28 protein-coding genes are annotated in these 24,088 nt (G+C 44.6%); 4 read left to right on the top strand and 24 right to left on the bottom strand.

Annotated features, from left to right (window positions below):
* Positions 1 to 77: 77 nt before the first annotated feature.
* The 9 genes from ABE547_RS10530 to ABE547_RS10490 all read right to left on the bottom strand — a co-directional run bounded on the left by ABE547_RS10530 (position 78) and on the right by ABE547_RS10490 (position 7,646).
* Entirely contained in the window at positions 78 to 1,412 is a 1,335-nt protein-coding gene (locus tag ABE547_RS10530; protein ID WP_347378740.1) for an ATP-binding protein, read from the bottom strand.
* 47 nt (positions 1,413 to 1,459) lie between these two features.
* Positions 1,460 to 2,134, bottom strand: a complete 675-nt coding sequence (locus ABE547_RS10525) for a response regulator transcription factor (protein ID WP_347378739.1) — start codon at positions 2,132 to 2,134, stop codon at positions 1,460 to 1,462.
* Between the two features lie 60 nt (positions 2,135 to 2,194).
* Positions 2,195 to 2,848 carry a phosphate signaling complex protein PhoU gene (gene phoU, locus ABE547_RS10520; protein ID WP_347378738.1) on the bottom strand — a complete coding sequence of 218 codons (654 nt, stop codon included), beginning with the start codon at positions 2,846 to 2,848 and terminating at the stop codon, positions 2,195 to 2,197.
* 3 nt (positions 2,849 to 2,851) lie between these two features.
* Positions 2,852 to 3,601 (bottom strand): phosphate ABC transporter ATP-binding protein PstB, encoded by a 750-nt coding sequence (gene pstB / locus ABE547_RS10515; RefSeq protein WP_235248582.1) that lies wholly within the window; start codon positions 3,599 to 3,601, stop codon positions 2,852 to 2,854.
* A 12-nt stretch (positions 3,602 to 3,613) separates the two neighbouring features.
* Positions 3,614 to 4,477, bottom strand: coding sequence for a phosphate ABC transporter permease PstA (gene pstA, locus ABE547_RS10510; RefSeq protein ID WP_347378737.1), 864 nt, complete (start codon positions 4,475 to 4,477; stop codon positions 3,614 to 3,616).
* Positions 4,470 to 5,363 (bottom strand): phosphate ABC transporter permease subunit PstC, encoded by an 894-nt coding sequence (pstC, locus tag ABE547_RS10505; RefSeq protein WP_347378736.1) that lies wholly within the window; start codon positions 5,361 to 5,363, stop codon positions 4,470 to 4,472. Before pstC ends, pstA begins: the two co-directional genes overlap by 8 nt.
* Positions 5,364 to 6,293 carry a substrate-binding domain-containing protein gene (locus ABE547_RS10500; protein WP_347378735.1) on the bottom strand — a complete coding sequence of 310 codons (930 nt, stop codon included), beginning with the start codon at positions 6,291 to 6,293 and terminating at the stop codon, positions 5,364 to 5,366.
* Between the two features lie 182 nt (positions 6,294 to 6,475).
* On the bottom strand, positions 6,476 to 7,165 hold the full coding sequence (locus ABE547_RS10495) for a zf-HC2 domain-containing protein (RefSeq protein ID WP_347378734.1): 690 nt from the start codon (positions 7,163 to 7,165) through the stop codon (positions 6,476 to 6,478).
* Between the two features lie 7 nt (positions 7,166 to 7,172).
* Positions 7,173 to 7,646 (bottom strand): sigma-70 family RNA polymerase sigma factor, encoded by a 474-nt coding sequence (locus ABE547_RS10490; RefSeq protein WP_347378733.1) that lies wholly within the window; start codon positions 7,644 to 7,646, stop codon positions 7,173 to 7,175.
* Positions 7,647 to 8,163: 517 nt separating this feature from the next.
* On the opposite strand from ABE547_RS10490, the gene ABE547_RS10485 reads away from it, so the two are divergent.
* Positions 8,164 to 9,030, top strand: a complete 867-nt coding sequence (locus tag ABE547_RS10485; protein WP_347378732.1) for a class I SAM-dependent methyltransferase — start codon at positions 8,164 to 8,166, stop codon at positions 9,028 to 9,030.
* Between the two features lie 94 nt (positions 9,031 to 9,124).
* Here ABE547_RS10485 and ABE547_RS10480 read toward each other — a convergent pair whose 3' ends face one another.
* From ABE547_RS10480 to ABE547_RS10460, 5 genes are all read right to left on the bottom strand, one after another.
* Entirely contained in the window at positions 9,125 to 9,775 is a 651-nt protein-coding gene (locus tag ABE547_RS10480) for an HAD family phosphatase (RefSeq protein ID WP_347378731.1), read from the bottom strand.
* 46 nt (positions 9,776 to 9,821) lie between these two features.
* Positions 9,822 to 9,983, bottom strand: coding sequence for a hypothetical protein (locus ABE547_RS10475; RefSeq protein ID WP_347378730.1), 162 nt, complete (start codon positions 9,981 to 9,983; stop codon positions 9,822 to 9,824).
* A gap of 142 nt (positions 9,984 to 10,125) precedes the next feature.
* Positions 10,126 to 11,091 carry a zf-HC2 domain-containing protein gene (locus tag ABE547_RS10470; RefSeq protein WP_347378729.1) on the bottom strand — a complete coding sequence of 322 codons (966 nt, stop codon included), beginning with the start codon at positions 11,089 to 11,091 and terminating at the stop codon, positions 10,126 to 10,128.
* Complete coding sequence (locus ABE547_RS10465) at positions 11,092 to 11,607, bottom strand: RNA polymerase sigma factor (protein WP_347378728.1); 516 nt, start codon at positions 11,605 to 11,607, stop codon at positions 11,092 to 11,094. It abuts the gene before it with no gap.
* Between the two features lie 95 nt (positions 11,608 to 11,702).
* Positions 11,703 to 12,212 (bottom strand): N-acetyltransferase, encoded by a 510-nt coding sequence (locus ABE547_RS10460; RefSeq protein ID WP_347378727.1) that lies wholly within the window; start codon positions 12,210 to 12,212, stop codon positions 11,703 to 11,705.
* 92 nt (positions 12,213 to 12,304) lie between these two features.
* On the opposite strand from ABE547_RS10460, the gene yfcE reads away from it, so the two are divergent.
* Entirely contained in the window at positions 12,305 to 12,847 is a 543-nt protein-coding gene (gene yfcE, locus ABE547_RS10455) for a phosphodiesterase (protein ID WP_347378726.1), read from the top strand.
* On the opposite strand, the gene ABE547_RS10450 is transcribed toward yfcE, so the two are convergent.
* A complete protein-coding gene (locus tag ABE547_RS10450) occupies positions 12,842 to 13,339 on the bottom strand; it encodes an O-acetyl-ADP-ribose deacetylase (protein WP_347378725.1) in 498 nt (165 codons plus the stop codon). The genes yfcE and ABE547_RS10450 overlap by 6 nt on opposite strands.
* Before the next feature lie 18 nt (positions 13,340 to 13,357).
* A complete protein-coding gene (locus tag ABE547_RS10445; protein WP_347378724.1) occupies positions 13,358 to 15,796 on the bottom strand; it encodes a cation-translocating P-type ATPase in 2,439 nt (812 codons plus the stop codon).
* Positions 15,797 to 16,009: 213 nt separating this feature from the next.
* Between ABE547_RS10445 and ABE547_RS10440 the strand changes: the two genes are divergently transcribed.
* On the top strand, positions 16,010 to 16,249 hold the full coding sequence (locus ABE547_RS10440) for a hypothetical protein (protein WP_347378723.1): 240 nt from the start codon (positions 16,010 to 16,012) through the stop codon (positions 16,247 to 16,249).
* A gap of 24 nt (positions 16,250 to 16,273) precedes the next feature.
* On the opposite strand, the gene ABE547_RS10435 is transcribed toward ABE547_RS10440, so the two are convergent.
* The 8 genes from ABE547_RS10435 to ABE547_RS10400 all read right to left on the bottom strand — a co-directional run bounded on the left by ABE547_RS10435 (position 16,274) and on the right by ABE547_RS10400 (position 20,541).
* The gene (locus ABE547_RS10435) at positions 16,274 to 16,561 is read right to left on the bottom strand and encodes a hypothetical protein (protein ID WP_347378722.1); all 288 of its coding nucleotides are present in this window, start codon (positions 16,559 to 16,561) and stop codon (positions 16,274 to 16,276) included.
* Between the two features lie 49 nt (positions 16,562 to 16,610).
* The gene (gene nth / locus ABE547_RS10430; RefSeq protein WP_347378721.1) at positions 16,611 to 17,246 is read right to left on the bottom strand and encodes an endonuclease III; all 636 of its coding nucleotides are present in this window, start codon (positions 17,244 to 17,246) and stop codon (positions 16,611 to 16,613) included.
* Between the two features lie 20 nt (positions 17,247 to 17,266).
* Positions 17,267 to 17,827: a chorismate mutase gene (locus ABE547_RS10425; protein WP_347378720.1), complete on the bottom strand. Its 561-nt coding sequence runs from the start codon at positions 17,825 to 17,827 to the stop codon at positions 17,267 to 17,269.
* A gap of 241 nt (positions 17,828 to 18,068) precedes the next feature.
* Positions 18,069 to 18,515 (bottom strand): Rrf2 family transcriptional regulator, encoded by a 447-nt coding sequence (locus ABE547_RS10420; protein ID WP_347378719.1) that lies wholly within the window; start codon positions 18,513 to 18,515, stop codon positions 18,069 to 18,071.
* A gap of 27 nt (positions 18,516 to 18,542) precedes the next feature.
* Positions 18,543 to 19,475, bottom strand: coding sequence for a cysteine synthase A (cysK, locus tag ABE547_RS10415; protein ID WP_347378718.1), 933 nt, complete (start codon positions 19,473 to 19,475; stop codon positions 18,543 to 18,545).
* Positions 19,476 to 19,576: 101 nt separating this feature from the next.
* The gene (locus tag ABE547_RS10410; protein ID WP_347378717.1) at positions 19,577 to 19,897 is read right to left on the bottom strand and encodes a heme transporter CcmB; all 321 of its coding nucleotides are present in this window, start codon (positions 19,895 to 19,897) and stop codon (positions 19,577 to 19,579) included.
* A 34-nt stretch (positions 19,898 to 19,931) separates the two neighbouring features.
* Complete coding sequence (locus ABE547_RS10405; protein WP_347378716.1) at positions 19,932 to 20,084, bottom strand: hypothetical protein; 153 nt, start codon at positions 20,082 to 20,084, stop codon at positions 19,932 to 19,934.
* Between the two features lie 22 nt (positions 20,085 to 20,106).
* Positions 20,107 to 20,541 (bottom strand): Rrf2 family transcriptional regulator, encoded by a 435-nt coding sequence (locus ABE547_RS10400; RefSeq protein WP_347378715.1) that lies wholly within the window; start codon positions 20,539 to 20,541, stop codon positions 20,107 to 20,109.
* Between the two features lie 216 nt (positions 20,542 to 20,757).
* On the opposite strand from ABE547_RS10400, the gene carB reads away from it, so the two are divergent.
* Complete coding sequence (gene carB, locus ABE547_RS10395) at positions 20,758 to 23,979, top strand: carbamoyl-phosphate synthase large subunit (RefSeq protein ID WP_347378714.1); 3,222 nt, start codon at positions 20,758 to 20,760, stop codon at positions 23,977 to 23,979.
* Positions 23,980 to 24,088 lie beyond the last annotated feature (109 nt).

The raw sequence follows: 24,088 nt of genomic DNA, 5'->3' as shown, positions 1-24,088 counted from the left end.
AATTTTTATTATAGTATAGGCCCTGTCAATCGTCCAATTGATAGGGCCTATATACCACATATATTTATTATCATTTTCTATATTGAGGATTTCTCAGGCAAAGAAAAGATAAGTTCCATCTTCGTCCCTTTTCCAACCTTACTCTCCACCTTAATTCTGGCATCGTGGATCATCGCTCCATGTTTTACAATAGAAAGGCCAAGTCCTGTGCCTCCGGTTTCTTTCGAATGGCTCTTATCCACACGGTAAAACCGCTCAAAGATCCGCTCCTTCTGGTCTTCCGGAATCCCGATTCCCGTATCTGTGACGATCACTTTCTTCCCCTGCAGGGTATTACCGACCCACACGCTGAGAGATCCGCCTTCCTTATTATATTTAATTGCATTTTCACAGATATTATAGATCATCTCATCCAGAATATGTCGAATTCCCATACAGGATACCGCTTCTCCTGTTACCTCGATATGCACTTTTTTCTGCGACGCCTGAGGTGCCAGCCGACTGCAGATCTCTCTGGTAAGCTGATAGAGGTCCACTTCTTCTTTCGCAATCTCTATATCTCCCTCATCCAGCTTCGAGAGCTTAATGATATCTTCTACCAGAGTAATCAGCCGCCTTGCTTCATTATATATGCGTTCTGAGAAGAGCTTCATATCCTCCGGCTTCACAAGTCCATCCTTCATAATCTCTGCATATCCGGAGATGGAGGTAAGCGGTGTCTTCAATTCATGAGAAACATTGGCTGAAAATTCTTTTCTCATATTGGCAACTGCATCTTTTTCTTTGTTCTGTCTGTCAATCCTCTGAAGCAGCGGAGTCAGTTCTTCATATATCTCATTGTCCAGCGGATGCTCCAGATCCAGCTGATTGATCGGACGAATCAGTCTCGTCACCTGCCATCTTGCCAGGACCCACGCAAACACAAGCATGACCACCGCTATAAGCCCCATGATGGGAAGCACGCGGATCGCTGTTCGAAATGCTGTATCCACCGTCCTTGATACTCTGAGAATATCTCCGTCTTTCAGACGAACAGCATAGTAGAACATCTCCTGGTTCAGCGTATCAGACTCCCGGATATCCTGCCCGCTTCCATGTTCGATCGCCATCTGGATCTCCGGTCGGTCTTTATGATTCTGAAGGGTCACCTCATCCTCTTTGGAATCATATCTTACATTGCCCTGCGGATCAATCAGTGTAACACGGGTATTTTTTCTGACCGCATCCATCTGATCCAGATAGGCTTCACCGGAGATATCGATCGCCGCACAGATATAGTCTGCTTCCTGACGAATCTCATCTTCTATGATGCTGATTGTCTGCCTGTATACAACAAACGTGGTGATTGCATATGCAATCAGCAATGTTGTCGTAATCACCAGAATCATACTCTGTTGAATCTTTTTTCTCATACTGCACTCCCGCCTGCATTCTTCTCTCTCAGCTTTTTGTCTGCTTCTTATTCACTCATACGATATCCGACGCCGCGGACGGTCTCTATGCGTTCTCCGGATTTTCCAAGCTTCTGCCGGAGCGTCCGGACATGCACATCCACAGTTCTGGTCTCTCCGTCAAAATCATACCCCCAGATATCCTCCAGAAGCTGATCTCTTGTCAACACGATGTTCGAATTCTTCATCAGCCGCTTCAGAAGCTCATATTCCTTCAAAGTCAGATTGACCACTTCTCCTCCGGCCGTCACTTCATGCTTCTTGGTATTGATCTCGATATCGTCCAATACAATTGTATCTTCATTGCGTGCACTTAAGGAACTGCTTCTTCTGAGAACCGCCTTGATCCTGGAAACAAGCTCCATCATGCCAAATGGTTTTGTCACATAGTCATCCGCACCGGAATCAAGCCCTTTTACCTTGTCGTATTCCGCTCCTTTTGCCGTAACCATAATGACCGGAATATCCCTGGTCTTGGGAGAAGCCTTCAGTTTTTTAAGAAGTTCCATTCCGTCTTCCCCCGGAAGCATGATATCAAGCAGAATAAGCTCCGGCGTTTCCAGCGCCAGAGCTTTTAAGAAGGAACTGCCATCCTCATATCCACGGGCTTTGAATCCTGTACTTTCCAGGGTGTACACTACCAGTTCACGTATATTACTGTCATCTTCCACACAAAATATCATTCTCTCTGTCTCCTTACATGTTCAGGATCTCCACCTGCCCGGTCTGACCGGTTCTGTCCCTTATACTTTACTTTCTTTATGAATGCCTGTGATTGAGAATTCCACCCATTCAGCGATGTTCGTTGCATGATCTCCGATACGCTCCAGGTATTTTGCCACCATGATCAGATCGATTGCCTCCCGACCCTGATCTCCCTTCTGATCAGCAATAAAATGAATCAGATGGTTTTTGTTCTCCTCAAACATTTCATCCACCTCATCATCTGCATTCATGACTCGTCTGGATAATTCCAGATCTTTTTCCACATATGCAGTCACACTGTCTCTGACCATCTTGCCTGCCGCCTCAGACATCTTTACGATCATCGGAATATCCATTGCTTCCGACTTATTTTCGGAGATAATGATCTCCGCAATATCTGCGGCCTGATCTCCGATACGTTCCATGTCGGTGATCATCTTAAGTGCTGCGGAGATCTGACGCAGATCTCTTGCAACCGGCTGCTGCTGGAGAAGGAGCTTCAGACACAGACGCTCAATATCCTTTTCCATCTGGTCGATCTCTTCATCTGCTTCTCTTACCTCTCTCGCCTCTTCCATGCTTCCCTTTTCCAGTGCCTTTGTCGCTCTGTTGATTGCGATCTCACACAATTCACCCATATGAATGAGCTGCCTGTTAAGCGTCTCAAGCTGCATATCAAATCTATTACGCATATCCTAACCAAACCTCCCTGTAATATAATCTTCTGTTCTCTTATCTGCCGGTATCGAGAATAATTTTTCTGTATCGTTATACTCTACAACTTCGCCCAACAGGAAGAAGGCTGTATTATCGGATACACGCACCGCCTGCTGCATATTATGCGTTACCATAACGATAGTATAATCTTTTTTTAATTCCATCGCAAGGTCTTCAATCTTAGAAGTGGAGATTGGATCCAGTGCCGATGTCGGTTCATCCATCAGCAACACCTCAGGCTGAACTGCAAGTGCTCTTGCTATGCACAGTCTCTGCTGCTGTCCTCCGGACATTCCAAGTGCGCTTGACTTCAGACGGTCTTTACACTCATCCCAGATCGCCGCATCCCGCAGTGACTTTTCCACAATATCATCCAGTTTTGCCTTCGAATGGATTCCATGTGTTCTCGGACCATATGCGATATTATCATAGATGCTCATCGGAAATGGATTCGGTTTCTGGAATACCATTCCCACTCTCTTTCTCAACAGGTTCACATCGATATCTTTATATATATCTTCGCCATCCAGCAAAAGCTCTCCTTCAATACGGCAGCCTTCTACCAGATCGTTCATACGATTGATCGATTTCAGCAATGTGGATTTTCCACACCCGGACGGACCGATAAAAGCTGTGATCTTATTTGCTTCAATCTCAAGATTGACATTTTTCAATGCATGGAAATCACTGTAATACAGCTCCATATTTTTTATGCTTATTTTACTCATGCTTCTTCCTCTCTATGCTTTCGTTAACTTCTTTGCCAGTACGCTGGATAATGTATTAATCCCGACAACCACAACAAGCAGAATGACCGCAGTGGCATAAGCCTGATCCATATACAGGCCTTCGCTTGCCAGATTATACATATGAACAGCAAGTGTTCTTCCTGAACTCATTACGCTCTTCGGGAAGTCCGCAACCGTTCCCGCAGTATAGATGAGAGCGGCTGTCTCTCCGACAATTCTTCCGATCGCCAGAATTACACCTGCCAGGATTCCCGGAATCGCAGATGGAAGTACGATACGAAAGACCGTACGCAGTTTTCCCGCCCCCAGTCCAAAGCTTCCTTCTCTGTAAGAATCCGGCACGGCTTTCAGCGCTTCCTCCGTACTTCTCATGATCAGCGGCAGCACCATAATCGACAGGGTAAATGCACCCGCAAGCAGTGAAAATCCCCATCCGCAGGTCGTCACAAAGAATAACATACCGAACAATCCATATACGATCGATGGAATTCCCTGAAGTGTCTCTGTCGTCAATCGTATGATCTCTACAAATTTATTTCCGCGGGACGCATATTCCACCAGAAATATAGCAGAAAATATACCAAGCGGCACCGCAATCAGAAGGGATAACAATGTCATAATAATGGTATTGATCAGTGCCGGCATCAAAGATGCATTTTCAGAAGAATAATTCATGGAAAACAACGATGGTTTCAGATACGGGACACCATGAATCAATATATATGCGATCAGGAAGATCAGTACCGTAAATGTCAGGATTGCGGACAGCATGACCAGAAGCATTACAATCAGGGATCCCGGTGTTCTTTTATATGATTTCATTTTTTGCTTAAATGTAACTGTATTACTACTCATGATCGTTCCTCCTGTTTAAAAGTGCCACACAGAAATTAATGATCAGAATAAATACAAACAGTACAACACCTGTTGCGATCAATGCTTCTCTGTGGAGCCCTGCCGCATATCCCATCTCAATTACAATGTTTGCAGTCAGAGTTCTGACACCTTTGAAGATACCGGCCGGCATTCTTGCCTGGTTTCCGGCAACCATGATCACTGCCATCGTCTCACCGATCGCACGTCCTACACCCAGCACGATCGCTGCAACCACACCGGACTTTGCAGCCGGAAGAATTACCCGAAAAATCGCTCTTTCATGTGTAGCTCCCAGTGCAACCGCACCTTCATAATATTGCTCCGGAACAGCACGCAGCGAAGATTCCGTCAGTCCGATAATCGTTGGAAGAATCATCATACCAAGTAGCAGCGAGGCTGTAAGAATACTGCTTCCATTACCGGCGCTTTTCAGGATTCCCATCTCTTTTAAGCCGCGTCCGAATTCTCTGATCATCGGAACCAGAACGACCAGTCCGAAGAAACCGTATACAACAGAAGGAATACCTGAAAGAAGCTCCGTAGCTGTCTTCAGCGGTTTATATATCCGCTTCGGACAATAAAACGCCATAAATACCGCTGTCAGAATACCTATCGGAACACCAAATACAATGGCTCCTGCCGTTACATACAGACTTCCGACGATCATCGGAAGAATTCCATAGATATCATTATTCGGTTTCCAGATCTCTCCTGTCAGGAATTTACCAAATCCAATTTCTTTCATTGCAGGAATCCCATTTGCGAATAAAAATACACAAATGAGAGCTACCGCCAGCACCGAAGCGCAGGCGGCAATGAAGAACACTCCCTGCATGAATTTTTCAGTCCATGCTTTCGATTTCATTTATTCGATTACCTCATCCCATGTAAGAGTTTCACCAGTGTAGATTGCTTTTACCTGATCACTGCTCAACTCATCCAGTGTATTGTTTTTATTTACGATGACTGCGATACCATCTGTTGCAATTACCTGTGGTACAAGTCCTCCGCCAAGTTCCTCGTCTTTCAGCTCACGAGATGCCATACCGATATCATAGCTTCCGTCGATCGTAGATGTCATACCTGTCGTAGAATCCGTTGTCTGCAGTTCAATCTCAGCGTTCGGATTCACTTCCTTATAAGCTTCGATCAGCTTTTCCATAACCGGTGATACAGAAGAAGATCCACCAACAACTGCTTTTCCGGACGGAGCAGATCCTTCATACGGAGCAGCATCATCCAATGGGATATATCCGTTGTCTGCAACGACTGCCTGTCCTTCTTCACTCATGATAAATGCAATAAAATCACTTGCTACTTCGTTGTCAAGTCCTTCTTTTGTTGCAATATTGAAAGGTCTTGATACTTTGTAATCACCACTCTTGATGTTCTCAGCTGTAGCTTCTGCTCCGTCAATCTTCAGTGCCTTTACGCTGTCATCCAGAGATCCGAGAGATACATAACCAATCGCATAGTCATCACCGGCTACTGTTGTAAGCATAACAGATGTACTGTTTGTAATCTGTGCTTCTTCAGTTGTCATATCAACCTTCTCACCGGCATCATTTTTTTCTTCAATTCCAAACAGTTCGATGAAAGCTCCTCTTGTTCCAGAACCATCTTCTCTGGATACAATTGTGATATCCATGGAAGAATCCCATTCAGCAGCTTCCTCTGTCTGCTGTGTCTCGCCTTCTGACTCTGTCTCAGCCTCAGAGCTGCTTCCGCATCCTGCTGCCAGACCTGCGATCATACCAACGGTTGCCAGTACTGCAATAAACTTTTTCAATTTCATAATCAACTTCTCCTTTGATTTTGTTTTTTATTTTCTTCACAGTTGCTATCATAAAGGAGCAATGTTAAATCTGAAATCCGACGAATGTTAAAAGAATGTAAAAAGTCAAAGAGGACGATTGCACCTCTACCTTTTGCAATCGCCCTTTTCTTCCTCTTTTCTCCAAAATTTTCTTAATATTATTATTTTAATTCTTCCATGCCTTTTTCTGTATAGAGATCTTTAATCGTCACTGTCTTTGTAACGTCGTTAAACTGTATTTCCAGTGTTTCATCCCCGCTCAGATCAATGGTTTCTCCTCCGTTCGGACTTAGAATGGTATCTTCATCGACAAAGGTAATTCCCCAGTAACCGCCTTCACGGGTCGATCGACTGAACGGACTTACAAGTGCCTTTATGATTCGGATACTTTCTTTTTGATCTTCCTGAATACTCAGATCCAGGTCCATGTCTACATCAATATGGATATCTTCTCTCTCTGGATGGAATCCAATTGTCACCACACCACCTGTTTTTTCATAAGAGATTCTAACATCATCATAATCTGCCGTCTGTCCCCGTTCTGAATATTCTGAATAAAATGCAAAGACACCGGGCACTACAAAGCAGATAATCGCCGTAATCAGAACTGCAATACCAATCTTTCGCAGATTCACTTTTCGTACTTTTCTCAAAGGCTGGATTTCCTTCTGCCTTTTTTCTCTCTCCTCCTGAGTCAGTTCTTCAGAGGCAATCTCTCTTTGCATTTCTTCCAGATATCGCCTGCATTCTCTGCAGCCCTCCAGATGTTCTTCGATTGCCTGGTTACTTTCTTTGCTTGTCAGTCCGTCTATATAACTCGGAAATAAATCCCTGATAATCTCACACTTCATATATTTTTCACCCTTTCATAATTTTCTGTTTTGCGCGGTAGAATGTTACGCGCGCCCAGTTCTCATTTTTTCCGAACAATTCCCCGATCTCTTTGAACGAGAATGCTCCTGTAATCCGAAGAAATACTATTTCCTTGGATACTTCATCCAGAATGTGCACCTTTCGGAATAATTCCATCTTTTCTTCTCTGAGACACAGCTTCTCATCCAGCGCAGCCTCCCCGGATGTCATGGCCTCCGGGATCGGAATCATTCCTTTCTTTTTTCTTCTCTCCAGTTCTCTGTACCAGTGGTGCTTCGCGATCTGGCACAGCCAGGTGGAGACCTTACAGCTGCCGTCATACCGGTAGGAAGACTGAACCGCCTGACAGAATGTTTCCTGGGTCAGTTCCTCCGCGGTATCCTCTTCATGACACAGAGACAACAGATATTTATATACAAACTCTGCGTGCTCCTTATATATGAAATCCATATCTAACATTCTCTCACCTCCTTGTACCCATATATCCGAAAAACATAACTTTCGTTACATATTTATTACATATTTTTTTCTTTTTTAGAGCCTTCCTCAGAATAAAATTGTAAAGTGAATTTGCAGATAGATTTCTATTTTCCGCCAAAATCAGATGCTTTTTTCCATCCTTTTTCCCCATTTTAGAGTGCCGAAAGCAAATAGAATTATGATTTTAAGCTTTTCTCGATGAATATTCCTCCTGGTTTTAGCCATTTTCAGCAGATAGATAATCCCTTTCAGGTAATTCTATCTGAAAAACCAAATTATTTCAGCATTTTTCTACGTCTAGATTCCTCATTTCAATGATAGCTATCTGAAATTATTAATTTAAAAGTCTATATCCCCGGCAATTCCGCAGACACTGTCCCTGTACAGTAATTCCGGCTTTTCTTTTCTTTTTCACCATGCTATAATCCTATTGAAATTCTAATACAGCAGTATGTATTTGTATATCAATATTGCCATAAAGAGAGGATTATAGAGTATGTGGATTGCAGATCAATGGAAAGATTATGAAGTAATAGATTGCAGTAAGGGTGAAAAACTGGAACGTTGGGGAGAGTACCTTCTGGTACGTCCGGATCCGCAGGTCATCTGGGACACGCCTAAAACGGAACACGGCTGGAAGCATATGAACGGTCACTACCACAGAAGTAAAAAAGGCGGCGGGGAATGGGAATTCTTCGATCTGCCGGAACAGTGGCAGATTCATTATAAAGACCTGACATTCAACCTGAAGCCATTCAGTTTCAAACATACCGGATTGTTTCCGGAGCAGGCCGCAAACTGGGACTGGTTCTCTGAAAAGATCCGAAGTTCCGGACGCCCGGTCAAGGTGCTGAATCTGTTTGCCTATACCGGAGGAGCAACGCTGGCCGCTGCTGCTGCCGGAGCCAGTGTTACACACGTGGATGCTTCCAAAGGTATGGTGAACTGGGCAAAAGAAAATGCCGCTTCTTCCGGACTGTCTGACAAGCCGATCCGCTGGCTGGTTGATGACTGTGTAAAATTTGTAGAACGTGAGATTCGAAGAGGCAACCATTACGATGCCATTATTATGGACCCTCCTTCCTATGGACGTGGTCCGAAGGGTGAGATCTGGAAGATTGAAGATGCGATCCATCCTCTGATCAAGCTGTGTACCCGGATTCTGTCGGATGATCCTCTCTTCTTCCTGGTAAACTCCTATACCACCGGACTTGCTCCGGCAGTTCTTACCTACATGCTAGGAACAGAGCTAAAGAAATGGAACGGACATGTGGATTCCCAGGAGATCGGACTTCCGGTCACACATTCCGGACTTGTACTTCCATGCGGTGCATCCGGAAGATGGGAGGCCAACGATCACTAATCTCTTTCAACACAAAAACAGGGCGGTGGCAAAACAGAGATATCATGTGTATATCCCGATTTTGCACCGTCCTGTTACAGTTATTAAGATACAGTTATAAAGATTCCAGAAAAGGAATCACCTCTCTCAGCGAATGAAATTTCCGATATACGAGGGAAAGAATCTCCTCCGTCGGCTCCACCAGATCCGGTATCATAACCGGAAGCATTCCGGCTGCATGCGCCGATCGAATCCCTCCCGGTGCATCTTCCAGCGCAATACAGGACTTTGGTGTTACACCGATGCATTCAGCTGCTCTCAGGTAGATCTCCGGATCCGGCTTCGCATGCTGCACCATATCTCCATATACAGCTCCGTCAAAATACGATTCTATCCCTGCATCTTCCAGATTCTTCTGTGCATATGCTCTGCTCGACGATGTTGCCACAGCCATCTTGTATCCCTGCTGTTTTGCATATTCCAGCAGTTCTCCTGCACCCGGCTTCATCGGAAGTCCTTCCCGTTCCACGATCCTGTAAAAGCTGACACTTGCAAGTCTTCCAAACTCTTCAAATGGAAAGTCTTTCCGGATTGTTCTGGCAAAGTATGCATATCTGCCGGCCCGGTTCATCCCAAGCGTATGGTAGATCTGATCTCCCATATGTGGAATTCCCAGTTCATTGCCTGCCTCTTCCCAGGATCGCTGGACAATCCGCTCCGAATCAAAGAGCAGACCATCCATGTCAAATATCAAAGCCTCTGTCATTATGTATAACTCCCCTCGTATGTCTATTTTTTAGAATTCCATATTTTTAGAATTCGATGCCTTTTCCAAGCGCATCTTTCAGATAATCCGCCACTTCCTCAAGCTTATGGACGGCATTCATCTTCTCTTCCCACTCTTCCCCTTCCGTTTCTTTATTAACCAGACATTGTTGAATATGTTTTATTTCTTTTATCAGATCTTCTGTCATATAAATTCCTCCTTTGTAAGAATACACCTTGTGATTCACTGTTTATTGCCTTTCCGTCTTTATTATATCATAAGATATACTATCCCGCTACAAAAGAGGCCTGAATCCCCTGTATAAAAGCAAATCTTTCTTTTCCCTGAAGTTAATGCTCCTCATACTGCGGCAGTAATATCGTCTCATAGTTGTTCGAAAATACGACACTATCTCTAACATCATAACCGCTGGAATATGTTTGCCTGATATTCAGGTCTTCCCGATATATCTTCACAATTTCTTCACTGCTGTCCCAACCCAGCTTTTCACACTCCCGAACTGCTTCCTCTATCTGATCGTTCCGTACATATTCGGCAATTGCTTTTCGTTCTATCTCCTCCGGAGCTTCCTCTACTTTCTGTCCTCTTTTCCAAATGGTCATACAGTCTGATTCGGTCTTTCCACGATATCTGATTTCACTGCAGCGCTGAATAAATTCTTTTCCGCTTTCTTCCTGCACTCCCAGACGTTCTGTAGAAAATATCGCTGTCATCTGATGAATCTTTGCATGGTTCCCGCTTTCCCATGGTGTCAGCTGACGAAAACAGATTTCAAGGGATGCATCATCTGTATTCCGGTCAACTTCATCTTCCGGTATCATAAAATCGCTATACTGATAGATTCCAATCTTCTTATCGGATTCCAATGTGCAATAGATGTCTCCATTCTTCAACCGGTATAACTCGGTTATCTTAATCTGATCTGTCGGTATCGTATAAACCATGCCAATAATTCCCCAGTTATTATTTGACAGACGATTACACACCTCATTAACCACCACAACTGCCAGGAGAATCACTGCCAATATAACCCCTAAGACAGCCATACTTTTATAAGTCATTCTTTTCTTAAATTTTTTCATAATACGCGCCGCCTGGTCCGCCTGTTCTTCCTCGGAAGACTCCTTTTGAATATCACTCACTTTCAGATCCTTCCTGCCATTTTCATATATCTTCATACATTCCTCACAGCCTCGTATATGCTCCTCAACCATTTGTCTGCTTTCTTCCTGAAGTACATTATCTTCATACAGCACCAGAAGATCCTGTACAATGGCACACTCTTTTTCCTTCATTTATGGCTCCTCCTTTATCATTTCCTGAATCTTTATTTTTGCCCGGTAATGGGTAATTCGCGCCCAGCCTTCCCCATGTCCGAATATTTCTCCGATCTCTTTATATGATAATTCTCCCAGTGTTCTCAGTATAAATACCTCTTTGTATGGTTCTTCTAATATATGTAATATTCTGTAAATAGATAACGCCTCCTCTTTAAGAATATACCGGGATTCCGGTGTGGTTTTTTCTTCACTTGCGGTTACTTTCACTTCTGTCTCATTGATATTTTCCAGATTCACTTCCCCTCCGGTGAGACGTTTTTGCTTCTTTTTCCAGGAAATATACACATTTTTCCCGATTCGGCAAAGCCAGGTCTTAAAATGACACTCTCCTTTAAAGCGATCGATATATTTCAGTGCCCTGTAAAACGTTTCCTGCGTAAGATCCTCAGCGGTCTGTGCATCACCGGTCATTGACAGCAGATAATAGAACACATCTCGATAATATAATTTGTATACATCCTCAAATTGCAATGTTCTCACCTCCTCGTTTCTTTACCTATACAGACTTCCATACTTTTTTTTCGTTACAAAAAAACCAGAAATTTCTTTCTGGTTTTCTCATCATTCTAATAAATCATCACTTTCCCGAATACATATCTCGGAAGGCCTCCGTATTTTTCTGTCTTTGTAAGAATCTCATATCCAAGCTTCAAGAAGTTATTGACACTGTATACATTATCCGGATGCGCTGTCCCCATAAGATAATGATATCCTTTTTGTTTCAGAATACTTTCTCCCCGGGCCATCAGCTCCTTCTGAATCCCTCTTCCTCGATAATCCGGATGAACCGCCGCCGATTCCATATGCGCAACCTGATGCAGCTTTTCATTCGCCAGATCCCAGTATTTCCCCAGGTTGTCTTCTGCATCCCCGGGATATCGTGCAATGAAGAATCCCTCCAGCTGATCCTCCTCTACTGCTTTCAATATAAATCCCTCTTCCGTAAGATGCCTTCTCACAAATGCTTCGTCATCTGTACTGTACCATTCTTTATTCTCCGTCAGTTCTTTTGCAAGATTCATCAATGCCATAATCTCCGGAACATCTGCGGCATCTGCATATTTTATCTGTATCATATTCCACCTCCGGCATCAGTATAACATCTTTTGACCCTGTCTTCAAACTGTGCTACAATCCTTTTATGATGATAAAGCGAGGTATTTGTACTATGAAATTAATGATAGCATCCGATATTCACGGTTCTTCTTACTATTGCCGGAAGATGACAGAAGCTTACAGAAGGGAAAAGGCAGACCGTCTCCTTCTGCTTGGCGATATCCTCTATCACGGTCCCAGAAATGATCTTCCAAAGGATTACCAGCCCAAAGAAGTGATCGCCATGCTGAATGCCATGAAGCAGGAGCTCCTCTGTGTCCGCGGCAACTGTGACACAGAAGTGGATCAGATGGTTCTGGAGTTCCCGATCCTTGCAGATTACTGTCTTTTGGAACTCGACGGCCATACCATATTCGCCACACACGGTCACCATCACAACCCGAAGAATCCTCCGATGCTGAAGCAGGGCGATATTCTTCTGAACGGGCATACGCATATCCCTGCCAACCGGAATATGGGAGCTTATATCTATATGAATCCAGGTTCCGTATCTATCCCAAAAGAAAACTCCGCACACGGATACATGATCTATGACGGAGTATTTCTCTGGAAAGACCTTGACGGCAATGTTCTGGATATGCCATGTACCTTATAAAGCCTTTTCATAATATGTCTTTGTGCGCTGATCAAAACACACCATCCGGACTTCCTCTATCTGAGGATGATCTTTACAGAACGTGCGGATGGTATGGACTGCGATCGGCGCTGCTTTTTCTAAAGGGAATCCATAGATTCCGGTACTGATGGATGGGAATGCTATCCTTTTTATTCCATGTCCTGTAGCCAGTTCCAGACAGCTTCTGTAACAGGACGCAAGCAGTTCTTCTTCTCCGTATCTGCCGCCCTGCCAGATTGGTCCCGGCGTATGGATCACATACTTCGCAGGCAGGCGATAGCCTTTCGTGATTCTGGCCTCTCCGGTCGGACAGCCGTGAAGGGTACGGCATTCTTCCAAAAGCTCCGGTCCTGCTGCTCTGTGGATCGCCCCATCGACACCGCCTCCTCCAAGCAGGGATGTATTTGCGGCATTCACGATCGCATCACAATCACTCTTCGTAATGTCTCCCAATACAACCTTCAGTTCCATATATCTCCCTCCATTTCTCTATTCGTCATCCTCTCTGTGACGCAGCTTCCGATACCCTTTCCGAAGTCCACCGATCAATAGCGTCAGATATCGAAGGATCGGCTCTGTGGCAATCGAAAATACCACAAACAGCATAATACATTTTTTTGACATACCCGTAATTGCAAATAATTCCGGAAGGAAGATGCAGCAAAGGACACAGCCGATCATACATCCAACCCAGATGACGCCACGATATATATTGGCAGGCTGACAGATCTTATACAGGATCATAAATCCTACGATCAGCAGAAGTATCGTTGCTGCTGTTGATATATCCGTTGAATTTACTCCAAATGTCTTGCCAAACACCACAAGTGCACCAACGATCACCACATCTGTAAGACCTGCCGGCAGTGCCTTTAACAGCACATTCGTCAGGAAATGCCCCTTAATCCTCTCTTTATTCGGCTGGAATGCCAGGAAGAATCCCGGAACTCCGATCGTAAACATACCGATCAGTGATATCTGTGAAGGTTCCAGAGGATAGGTAATCATAAATATCACAGAGAACAATGATAACAGGAATGAGAATATGTTTTTTACAAGAAACAGACTGGCCGAACGCTGGATATTATTGACCACTCTTCGTCCTTCCAGTACAACAGAAGGCATGCATGCAAAATTGGATTCCAGCAGAACAACCTGGGAAGCCTGTACCGCAGCATCACTTCCGGATGCCATTGCTACACTGCAGTCCGCATCTTTCAACGCAAGCACATCATTGACACCGTCCCCTGTCATGGCAACCGTTTTTCCCTGCTCTTTCAGGGCCTGTACAAACTGGCGCTTCTGATTTGGAGTCACGCGTCCGAATACCGTATACTCAGCAACCGCATCCGCGATCTCTTCATCCGTCTCAAGTGTTGCCGCATCCACATAACGATCCGCATTGATAATTCCGGCTTTCCTTGCGACTTCAGATACAGTCAGCGGATTGTCTCCGGAGATAACCTTCACTTCCACACCCTGTTCCGCAAAATAGGCAAATGTCTCCGGAGCTTCTTCACGGATCGGATTGGCAAGAAGTACATACCCCAAAGGTGTTACTTTTTCCGTCAGCGGTCTTCCGTCCAGCGTTCCTTCATATGTTCCGAACACCAGCACTCGATATCCCTTTTTCGCATACTCCTGAATCTCCTCCTGATATGTATCATAATCATCTCTGAGGACGAATTCCGGAGCCCCCAGTACATGAGCCTCCTCTTCATAAGTAACACCACTGTACTTTGTTGCAGAGGTAAATGCAGTCACAGAAACTGCTTTTTTTCCGGTTCCCTCTTTAAAATACTCCTTCATTGCCTCCATCGTACTGTTGTCGCTGCTCATAGCCGCAGCAAAATCTCCCAGCATCTTCGACAGTTCCGGCATGGTATCTTTTTTGTATTCTGAAGTCGGAACCAGTTCCTGTACGCTCATGGAATTCTCCGTAATCGTTCCGGTCTTATCCACGCACAGAACATTAACACGCGCAAGCGTCTCTATACTTTTCATATCATGAAGCAGAACCTTTTGCCTTGCAAGCTTCATCGAACTTACCGCAAGTGCCACACTTGCCAGCAGATATAAGCCCTCCGGGATCATACCGATCACCGCTGCGACCATGGATGTAATACTGCTGCGGAATTCTTCTCCGTTAAAGAAGAAGCTCTGTACGAACAGGATGATCCCTATCGGAATCAAGGCAATTCCAACCAGCTTAACCAGCTTGTCCAGAGAACGGATCATCTCTGACTGCTCTCCTTTCTGCATTGCTTTCGCTTCCAGTGTAAGCTTCGAGATATAAGAATCCACGCCGACCGCATCCAGTCTTGCATGACACTCTCCCGCTACGATAAAGCTTCCGGACATCAGATGATCCCCCGGCATTTTCGTGATCTCATCGGATTCACCGGTAAGCAGGGATTCATTCACCCGTACATTTCCCTCTACAACCTCTGCATCTGCACAGACCTGATTTCCCGCCTTAAATATTACGATATCATCCAGCACCAGCTCTTCCGAATCCACTCTTGACACCTTGCCGTTACGTACGACATTGGCATGTGGTGCATTCAGCATGTTCAGTTTTTCCAGAACATTCTTTGCTCTCACTTCCTGGACAATACCAATCAATGTATTAAAAATGATTACCGGTAAAAAGGTAAGATTACGAAAAGATCCTACCATACAAAGTAATACTGCCAGAACTGCAAATATCAGGTTGAAATAAGTAAATACATTCTGATGGATAATCTCCTTTGTCGTCTGTGCCGGCGGATCAACGGTTACATTCGTCCATCCGTCCTTTTTATGTTCCGCCACCTGACGACTGGTAAGTCCCTCTTTATAATCCGGCTGATATCTTGTTGTCGGATTCCGCTCTATCTCATAATCAAACGTCTCATCTGTTACGTTATATCTGCCTTTTCGTTTCATATCGTAACCTCCTCATATGTCTGAAAGATATTATACGCTCTTTCTCTTAAATAAAAAGGAACATTCTGTTAAATTTGTCTAACTTTTCCGTGATTTGGGTTCTTATACATATTCCCGGTTCATTTATGGATTCTCCTTTGACTTCCTGCCGCATATCTATTATAATTCCCTTTATATCTGAAAAAACAAAGTACACAGACAGGAGGTTTTTCTATGGATTTTAATCAGATTGCCATGATACAGAAAATAAAAAGCGGCATGGATCGTTTTCGTGCGAACCATCCAAAGTTTCCGCTGTTTCTAAACGCAGTATCCCAGAATGCACTTATGGAGGGTACTGTGATCGAAATCAATGTCACTACACCGGAAGGCAGGAACTACTGCACCAACGTAAAACTTCAGGCCGATGACATGGAATTCCTGAACTCATTAAAATCAATGGGACAGCACTAGCCGTTACAGCTGTCCCTGTTCCGCTCACTCTTCCAGATTCGCAAAAAACAATTCATAAAAATCATCTTCATCTTTGAGCATCGGCGAATTCTCTCCGCCTCCATTGGTACTCCTTTTCATCGCAGCATGGAATTCTTCCCCTGCCACAATCAACTCCATCTCATACAATTCATACCCCATCTCCCGACAGGTTCTGCAAAATGCAGAAACAGGATCCTCTTCTGCTCTCGTCGCAAGAAGCTTTTTTCTCAGTTTCTCATCTTTCCTCGCCTTGTTCTGCAGTTCATCCAACATCTCCACTACATCTGCCATCTTCTCGTCCTCCTGTTTCTGTTGATCGTTGTTCTCATTGCTTCGTCTTCTAGATTCCATTTTTTGCACATATATCCGCCAGACAACATTTTTCACAGTATGGCTTCGTACGTGCCGTACAGACATCTCTTCCATGATATACCAGCCGGTGGCAGAAGTCACTTCCTTCTTCCGGTGGAATGATCTTCCACAATGCCATCTCTACTTTTTTCGGTTCCTTGATCCCGTCCACCAGGCCAATCCGATTGGTCAGGCGTATACAGTGTGTATCCGTTACGATTGCCGGCTTTCCAAAGACATCTCCCATAATCAGATTAGCGCTTTTTCTTCCGACTCCCGGAAGTTTCAAAAGTGCATCAAAGTCATCCGGTACTCTGCCGTCATACTCATCTCTAATCATCTTCATGCAGGCACTGATATCCCGTGCCTTGCTCTTTCCAAGACCACAGGGTCTTACAATCTGCTCAATCTCTTCCGGCGAGGCCTCGGCGAGCGCATTTACGTCCGGATATTTTGCATACAGATCCTCCACGACCACATTGACCCTGGCATCCGTACACTGTGCCGCCAGACGCACACTTACCAGAAGCTTCCATGCATCGTCATAATCCAGAGTACATCCTGCATCCGGATATTCCTTTTTCAAACGTTCAATAACCTCCTGTGCCAATTCCTTTTTATCCATGTACATTCTCTCCTCTTCCTCTATTCCAGTGCCAGAATGGTAAAACGATCCGATTCTTTTCCGATCTGACAGAGAAACTGCCGCATATTTCCATCATTCATATTCCCCATGAGCGTCATATCGATCACCTGCTCATCTGCTTCTGTCGTTACACTCATCTTCTCTATCGTTATCTGATTCAAGGCTGCCATATTCAGATACAGATGCAGGTTACTGCAACTGGCCTTACAGGAACAGGTAATTCTCACTTTCTCGTGCTCTGTTTCTCTACACAATCCTGCTCCTGCGAGTGCTCCATCCACCACTTCATTTTGCATACATTTCAGATATCCGTATTCATACCTCCTGCAGACACTCATCAGATGTCTTAAAAAAGCCGCATACTCTTCCCGGATGTCTTCGTCTACATCTTCTGTCCTCTTCTGAACGATCTCCAATTCCCGTTCCAGAACGAATACCTCTCCGCCGGTCCTTGCTTTTTCCTCCGCCACTTGTCCGGCACATTCCATTCGCTGTAAAAACAACGGCTTTATCTGTGAATCCACCGTATCTATCTGTCTTCGAATCTCTTCTAATGTCATCACTATATCCTCCAACTACTCAATGCATGCAGATCAGATGATCCTGATATACATACTTCTATATTAACAGAGAGCATAAAATATATCCAACAAAAACTGACAACATACAAAAAATGTGGCAGATACATCTGAAATATCCAGATCTGTCTGCCACATTTATCTTTCATATTACGTTTCCACGCCAGTCTGTTTCTATTCTACAGGATTTGAATCCATCTGAGAATCGAAAGTAATGCAAAAATCAGATATAATACATATCCTGACCGTAATCTGTATACTCCTGTGCTTCCTTTTCCAGATCATGCAGTGTGATAGAACTGAGTACTTCCCCAGTCTTCTGATTCACTGTATCAATCACAAGTTTCTGGATTGCCTGGATATTGCCTCTGCAGCCTCCTTCTTCCGGCAGAGATTCATCTTCGAGACAATAATTTCCTTCCAGTGCCTCAATAATAGAGGACACCGTAATCTCATTGGCAGGACGACTCAGAAAATAGCCGCCCTGTGATCCTTTGATACTTTTTACGATTCCAGCCTTTCTGAGGCTTGCAAATACCTGTTCCAGATATTGCGGAGATATCTGATTACGCTCTGCAATGCTGTTAAGCGCCACCTGCTCATGTTTGGAATTCACAGACAGATCAATGAGTGCCCGCAGACCATATCTGCTCTTTTTTGAAAGTTTCATATAATATCTCCACGCTCCTGTTCCTGATTATTCTGTAAATAATGGGGTTGAATAATATCTGTCCCCGGAATCCGGAAGTAAGGCCACAATGGTCTTTCCTTTATTCTCCGGACGTTTTGCAAGTGCAATTGCTCCGGCAAGCGCTGCTCCTGAGGAAATACCTACCAGCACGCCCTCCTTCTTTGCCAGAAGCTTTGCTGTCTGAAATGCTTCTTCTGCTTCTGCTTTGTAGATCTCGTCGTATACTTCTGTATTCAGTACATCCGGCACGAATCCGGCTCCGATTCCCTGAATCTTATGCGGTCCTGCCTTTCCTTCAGAAAGTACCGGAGATGCGGATGGTTCAAGTGCAACAATCTTTACCTCTGGTTTCCTGGACCTCAGATACTCACCGATACCCGTCAGTGTTCCGCCTGTTCCGACTCCTGCAATAAATATATCCACTTCTCCGTCTGTATCATTCCAGATCTCAGGGCCGGTTGTGCTTCTGTGTGCTTCCGGGTTTGCCGGATTCACAAATTGTCCCGGGATGAAGCTGTCCGGGATTTCCTTTGCAAGCTCCTCGGCCTTTGCAATGGCTCCCTTCATTCCTTTTGCTCCTTCCGTAAGAACAATCTCTGCACCATAAGCCTTCAATATATTTCTTCTCTCAACACTCATGGTTTCCGGCATGGTAAGGATAATTCTGTATCCTTTTGCTGCTGCAATAGATGCAAGACCAATTCCTGTATTGCCGGATGTAGGTTCTATGATAACGGATCCTTCCTTTAGGATTCCCTTTGCTTCCGCATCTTCAATCATTGCTTTTGCAATTCTGTCCTTGACACTTCCTGCCGGATTGAAGTATTCAAGCTTTACCAGCACACGCGCTTCAAGTCCAAGCTCTTTTTCAATATTCACAACTTCAACAAGCGGTGTGTTTCCGATTAATTCTAAGGCTCCTTTATAAATCTTTGACATTTTATTCTCCTACCTTTCCTATATCTTCGGTATGTTATTCTTGTTGATGTTAATATATCACTTCATATCCTATTTGTCAACTATGTTTTGTGTATTTTTGGTTACTGTTTACGACAAACGACTCCCATTCTCTTATGATACATAAACAGATGTATCGACAGTACTCCCACACTTACGATAGATATCACTCTGTGAAAATCCAGAACCCATCGCATTTCTTTCAGGATCATTCCAAGAATTCCACTGCCAAAATCAACCAGAACCAGCATCAAAAGCAGATATTTGTTTCTGTTCATATATTTTCTTTCCACAAGCGTATGAACAACACACAGAATCAAAAATATAAGTGCCGCAAGTTTGTGTATGATTATTCCCGTGACCGGCACCGCAATGGTAAGCATCAGGCTGATTAATAGAAGCATCTGTAAAATTTCCTTTCTCTGGAATTATCTGACATCAGATCATATCCAGAAAATACTGATGAACACGGATATCATCATCCAGTTCCGGATGAAACGCTGTCGCCAGCTGCTTATTTAAAAGATTGCATCCTGTTACATAAAAAACAGAAGTACCTATTCCAGATACTTCTGTTTTTCTTGTTGCCATCTATGCTATTCCCTGTTACAAATTACGTTTCTTCATACCCAGGCATCGCCCGATGCTGCTTTATCAGATCTTCCAGGGTCACACTGTCAACATATTCGTTTATCACATCCCACAGTCCCTCCCAGAATGTGAGAGTTGCACACTGTTCCTTTCTGTCGCACCGGTTTGGCTGATCATCCAGACATGCGATCGGAGCAAGACTTCCCTCTGTCGTACGGATAATATCACCTGCCGTATATTCACCGGCAGCCTTCGCCAGCATATATCCCCCGTTATTTCCCCGATAACTTCGGACATAGCCCGCTTTCGTAAGAAGAGGCATGATCTGCTCCATATATTTTAACGTAATCCCCTGCCTTGCAGAAATATCTTTCAGACGAATATATTCTCCATTCTCGTGTTCTGCAAGATCAATCATAATTCGCAGGGCATACCGACCTTTTGTTGATACTTTCATAAATTGTCACCTCACAACAGCATTCTTTCCAAAATCAATTGAATTAACTACATTTAATTGTAATTTTAACACATTTCTTCTCAATATCCAAGCATTCCCATCAGATTTCTGCCATTCAAAATGACCATACAAAAATTTTTGTATTTCTACTTTTCTATCTCCCCATTATCCTATATAATGAACCGTAGAAAATATGTCATATACTAGGAGGTTTTTATGCCAAAGAGAACAGATATCCATAAAGTACTGATTATCGGGTCCGGACCTATCATCATTGGTCAGGCATGTGAATTTGATTATTCCGGTACCCAGGCATGCAAAGCTTTAAAAAAGCTTGGCTATGAGATCGTGCTGGTCAACTCCAATCCGGCCACCATCATGACGGATCCTGAAACCGCTGATGTTACCTACATTGAACCACTGAATGTTGAACGTCTGGAACAGATCATTGCCAAAGAAAGACCAGATGCTCTTCTTCCGAATCTCGGCGGCCAGTCCGGTCTGAATCTTTGTGCGGAACTTGCCAAAGAGGGGATACTTGACAAATACCATGTACAGGTCATCGGTGTACAGGTAGATGCTATTGAACGCGGCGAAGACCGTATCGAATTCAAAAAATCCATGAACGCTCTCGGTATCGAGATGGCACGAAGCGAGGTTGCCTACAGCGTTGAGGAAGCACTTGCAATTGCAGATGATCTTGGTTACCCGGTTGTTCTGCGCCCGGCATATACGATGGGCGGCGCAGGAGGCGGACTTGTCTACAATAAAGAGGAGCTGAAAACAGTCTGTGCAAGAGGGCTTCAGGCATCTCTCGTCGGACAGGTACTGGTCGAAGAATCCATATTAGGCTGGGAAGAACTGGAACTGGAAGTTGTTCGCGACGCTGAAAATAACATGATCACCGTATGTTTTATTGAAAATATCGATCCTCTTGGGGTGCACACCGGTGATTCCTTCTGCTCTGCTCCAATGCTGACCATATCTGAAGAATGCCAGAAGCGTCTGCAGGAACAGGCTTACCGTATCGTAGAATCCGTACAGGTCATCGGCGGAACCAATGTCCAGTTTGCACACGATCCGGTATCTGACCGTATCGTCGTAATTGAGATCAACCCGAGAACTTCCCGTTCTTCCGCACTGGCATCCAAAGCTACCGGTTTCCCGATTGCTCTGGTATCTGCCATGCTTGCAACCGGTCTGACACTGAAAGACATTCCATGTGGAAAATACGGCACTCTGGACAAATATGTTCCGGACGGAGACTATGTTGTAATCAAATTTGCCCGCTGGGCATTTGAAAAATTCAAAGGCGTAGAAGACAAGCTTGGTACACAGATGCGCGCAGTCGGCGAAGTCATGAGCATTGGAAAGACATACAAGGAAGCATTCCAGAAAGCGATCCGAAGTCTGGAAACCGGGCGCTACGGACTTGGTTACGCTAAGAACTACCACAATAAAACAAAGGATCAGCTTCTACAGATGCTGATCACTCCATCCAGTGATCGTCATTTTATCATGTATGAAGCCCTGAGAAAAGGTGCTTCTATTGAGGAGATCTACGAACTGACCAAAGTAAAGACCTGGTTTCTTGAACAGATGAAAGAGCTGGTGGCAGAAGAAGAAGCTATCGCAGCCTCCAAAGGAACGCTTCCTGCTGATGAGCTTCTGATTCAGGCGAAAAAAGATGGATTTTCCGACAAATATCTGAGCATGATCCTGGAAGTACCTGAAGATGACGTCCGCAATCGCCGTATTGAGCTCGGTGTCGAGGAAGCCTGGGAAGGCGTTCATGTAAGCGGAACTCCCGACAGTGCTTATTACTACTCCACCTACAATGCCAAAGATAAGAACCCTGTATCCGACAAACCAAAGATCATGATCCTCGGTGGTGGACCGAACCGTATCGGTCAGGGTATCGAATTTGACTACTGCTGTGTACATGCATCCCTGGCATTGAAAAAATTAGGATTTGAAACCATTATTGTAAACTGTAATCCGGAAACAGTTTCCACAGACTATGATACTTCTGATAAGCTCTACTTCGAGCCACTGACTCTGGAGGATGTCTTAAGCATCTATAAGAAAGAGCAGCCGGTCGGCGTCATCGCACAGTTCGGCGGTCAGACACCTCTGAACCTTGCATCCGAGCTTGAGAAAAACGGAGTAAAGATCCTTGGAACCTCTCCGTCTGTCATTGACCTCGCAGAGGACCGTGACCTGTTCCGTGAGATGATGGAAAAACTGGAGATCCCGATGCCTGAATCAGGAATGGCAACTACCGTAGAGGATGCACTTGCCATCGCAAAAGAGATCGGTTACCCGGTTATGGTACGTCCTTCTTACGTACTTGGCGGACGCGGCATGGAAGTTGTCTATGACGATGAAAGCATGGAGGGTTACATGAAAGCTGCAGTCGGTGTTACTCCGGACCGTCCGATCCTGATCGACCGTTTTCTGAATCATGCTCTGGAATGCGAAGCTGACGCCATCAGCGACGGAGAACATGCATTTGTCCCTGCAGTCATGGAACACATTGAGCTTGCCGGTGTACACTCCGGAGACTCTGCATGCATTATTCCATCCGTACACATTTCCGAGGAAAACGTAAAGACGATTAAAGAATATACTCGTAAGATTGCGGAAGAAATGCATGTCAAAGGTCTGATGAACATGCAGTACGCAATTGAAAATGGAAAGGTATATGTACTGGAGGCAAATCCACGTGCATCCCGTACCGTTCCGCTGGTATCCAAGGTCTGCAACATCCGCATGGTACCACTGGCAACCGACATCATTACCTCCGAACTGACCGGACGTCCATCTCCGGTTGCAAACTTAAAGGAACAGTCTATTCCTTACTTCGGAGTAAAAGAAGCGGTATTCCCATTCAACATGTTCCAGGAAGTAGACCCGATCCTCGGACCAGAAATGCGCTCTACAGGAGAAGTGCTTGGTCTTGCCTCTACTTATGGAGAAGCATTCTATAAAGCTCAGGAAGCAACGCAGTCCAAACTGCCTCTTGGCGGCACTGTTCTGATCTCAGTAAACCGCAAAGACAAGGCTGAAGTGATAGAGGTCGCTCAGGACTTCGCCAATGCTGGATTCCGCATTCTGGCAACAGACAACACTTACAATCTCATCCGGGAGGCGGGAATCGAAGCTGAAAAAGTGAAAAAACTGTATGAAGGCCGTCCGAATATTCTGGATCTGATCACCAACGGAAAGATCGATCTGATCATCAACTCTCCGGTCGGAAAAGACAGCATTCACGATGACAGCTATCTGAGAAAGGCTGCGATCAAGGCAAAAGTGCCTTATATGACTACCATCGCTGCCGCAAGAGCAACTGCAAAAGGAATACGTTACGTGCAAGGACACGGAAACGGAGAAGTCAAGTCCCTGCAGCAGCTGCACAGTGAGATAAAAGATAAGTAAAATAACGGTACCCCAGAGAACGCATCGACGCTATTCGCTTACCTCTGCTTTTCTCTGGGGTACCGTTTTCGTTTTCTGAAGGTTAGAACGCTTCGACGCTATTCGCTTA

Source organism: Dorea sp. YH-dor226 (genome assembly GCF_039832105.1).
Classification (GTDB): Bacteria; Bacillota; Clostridia; order Lachnospirales; family Lachnospiraceae; genus Dorea_A.
Note: the sequence above shows the minus strand (reverse complement) of the source record. Positions and strands in the feature narration are given on the sequence as shown.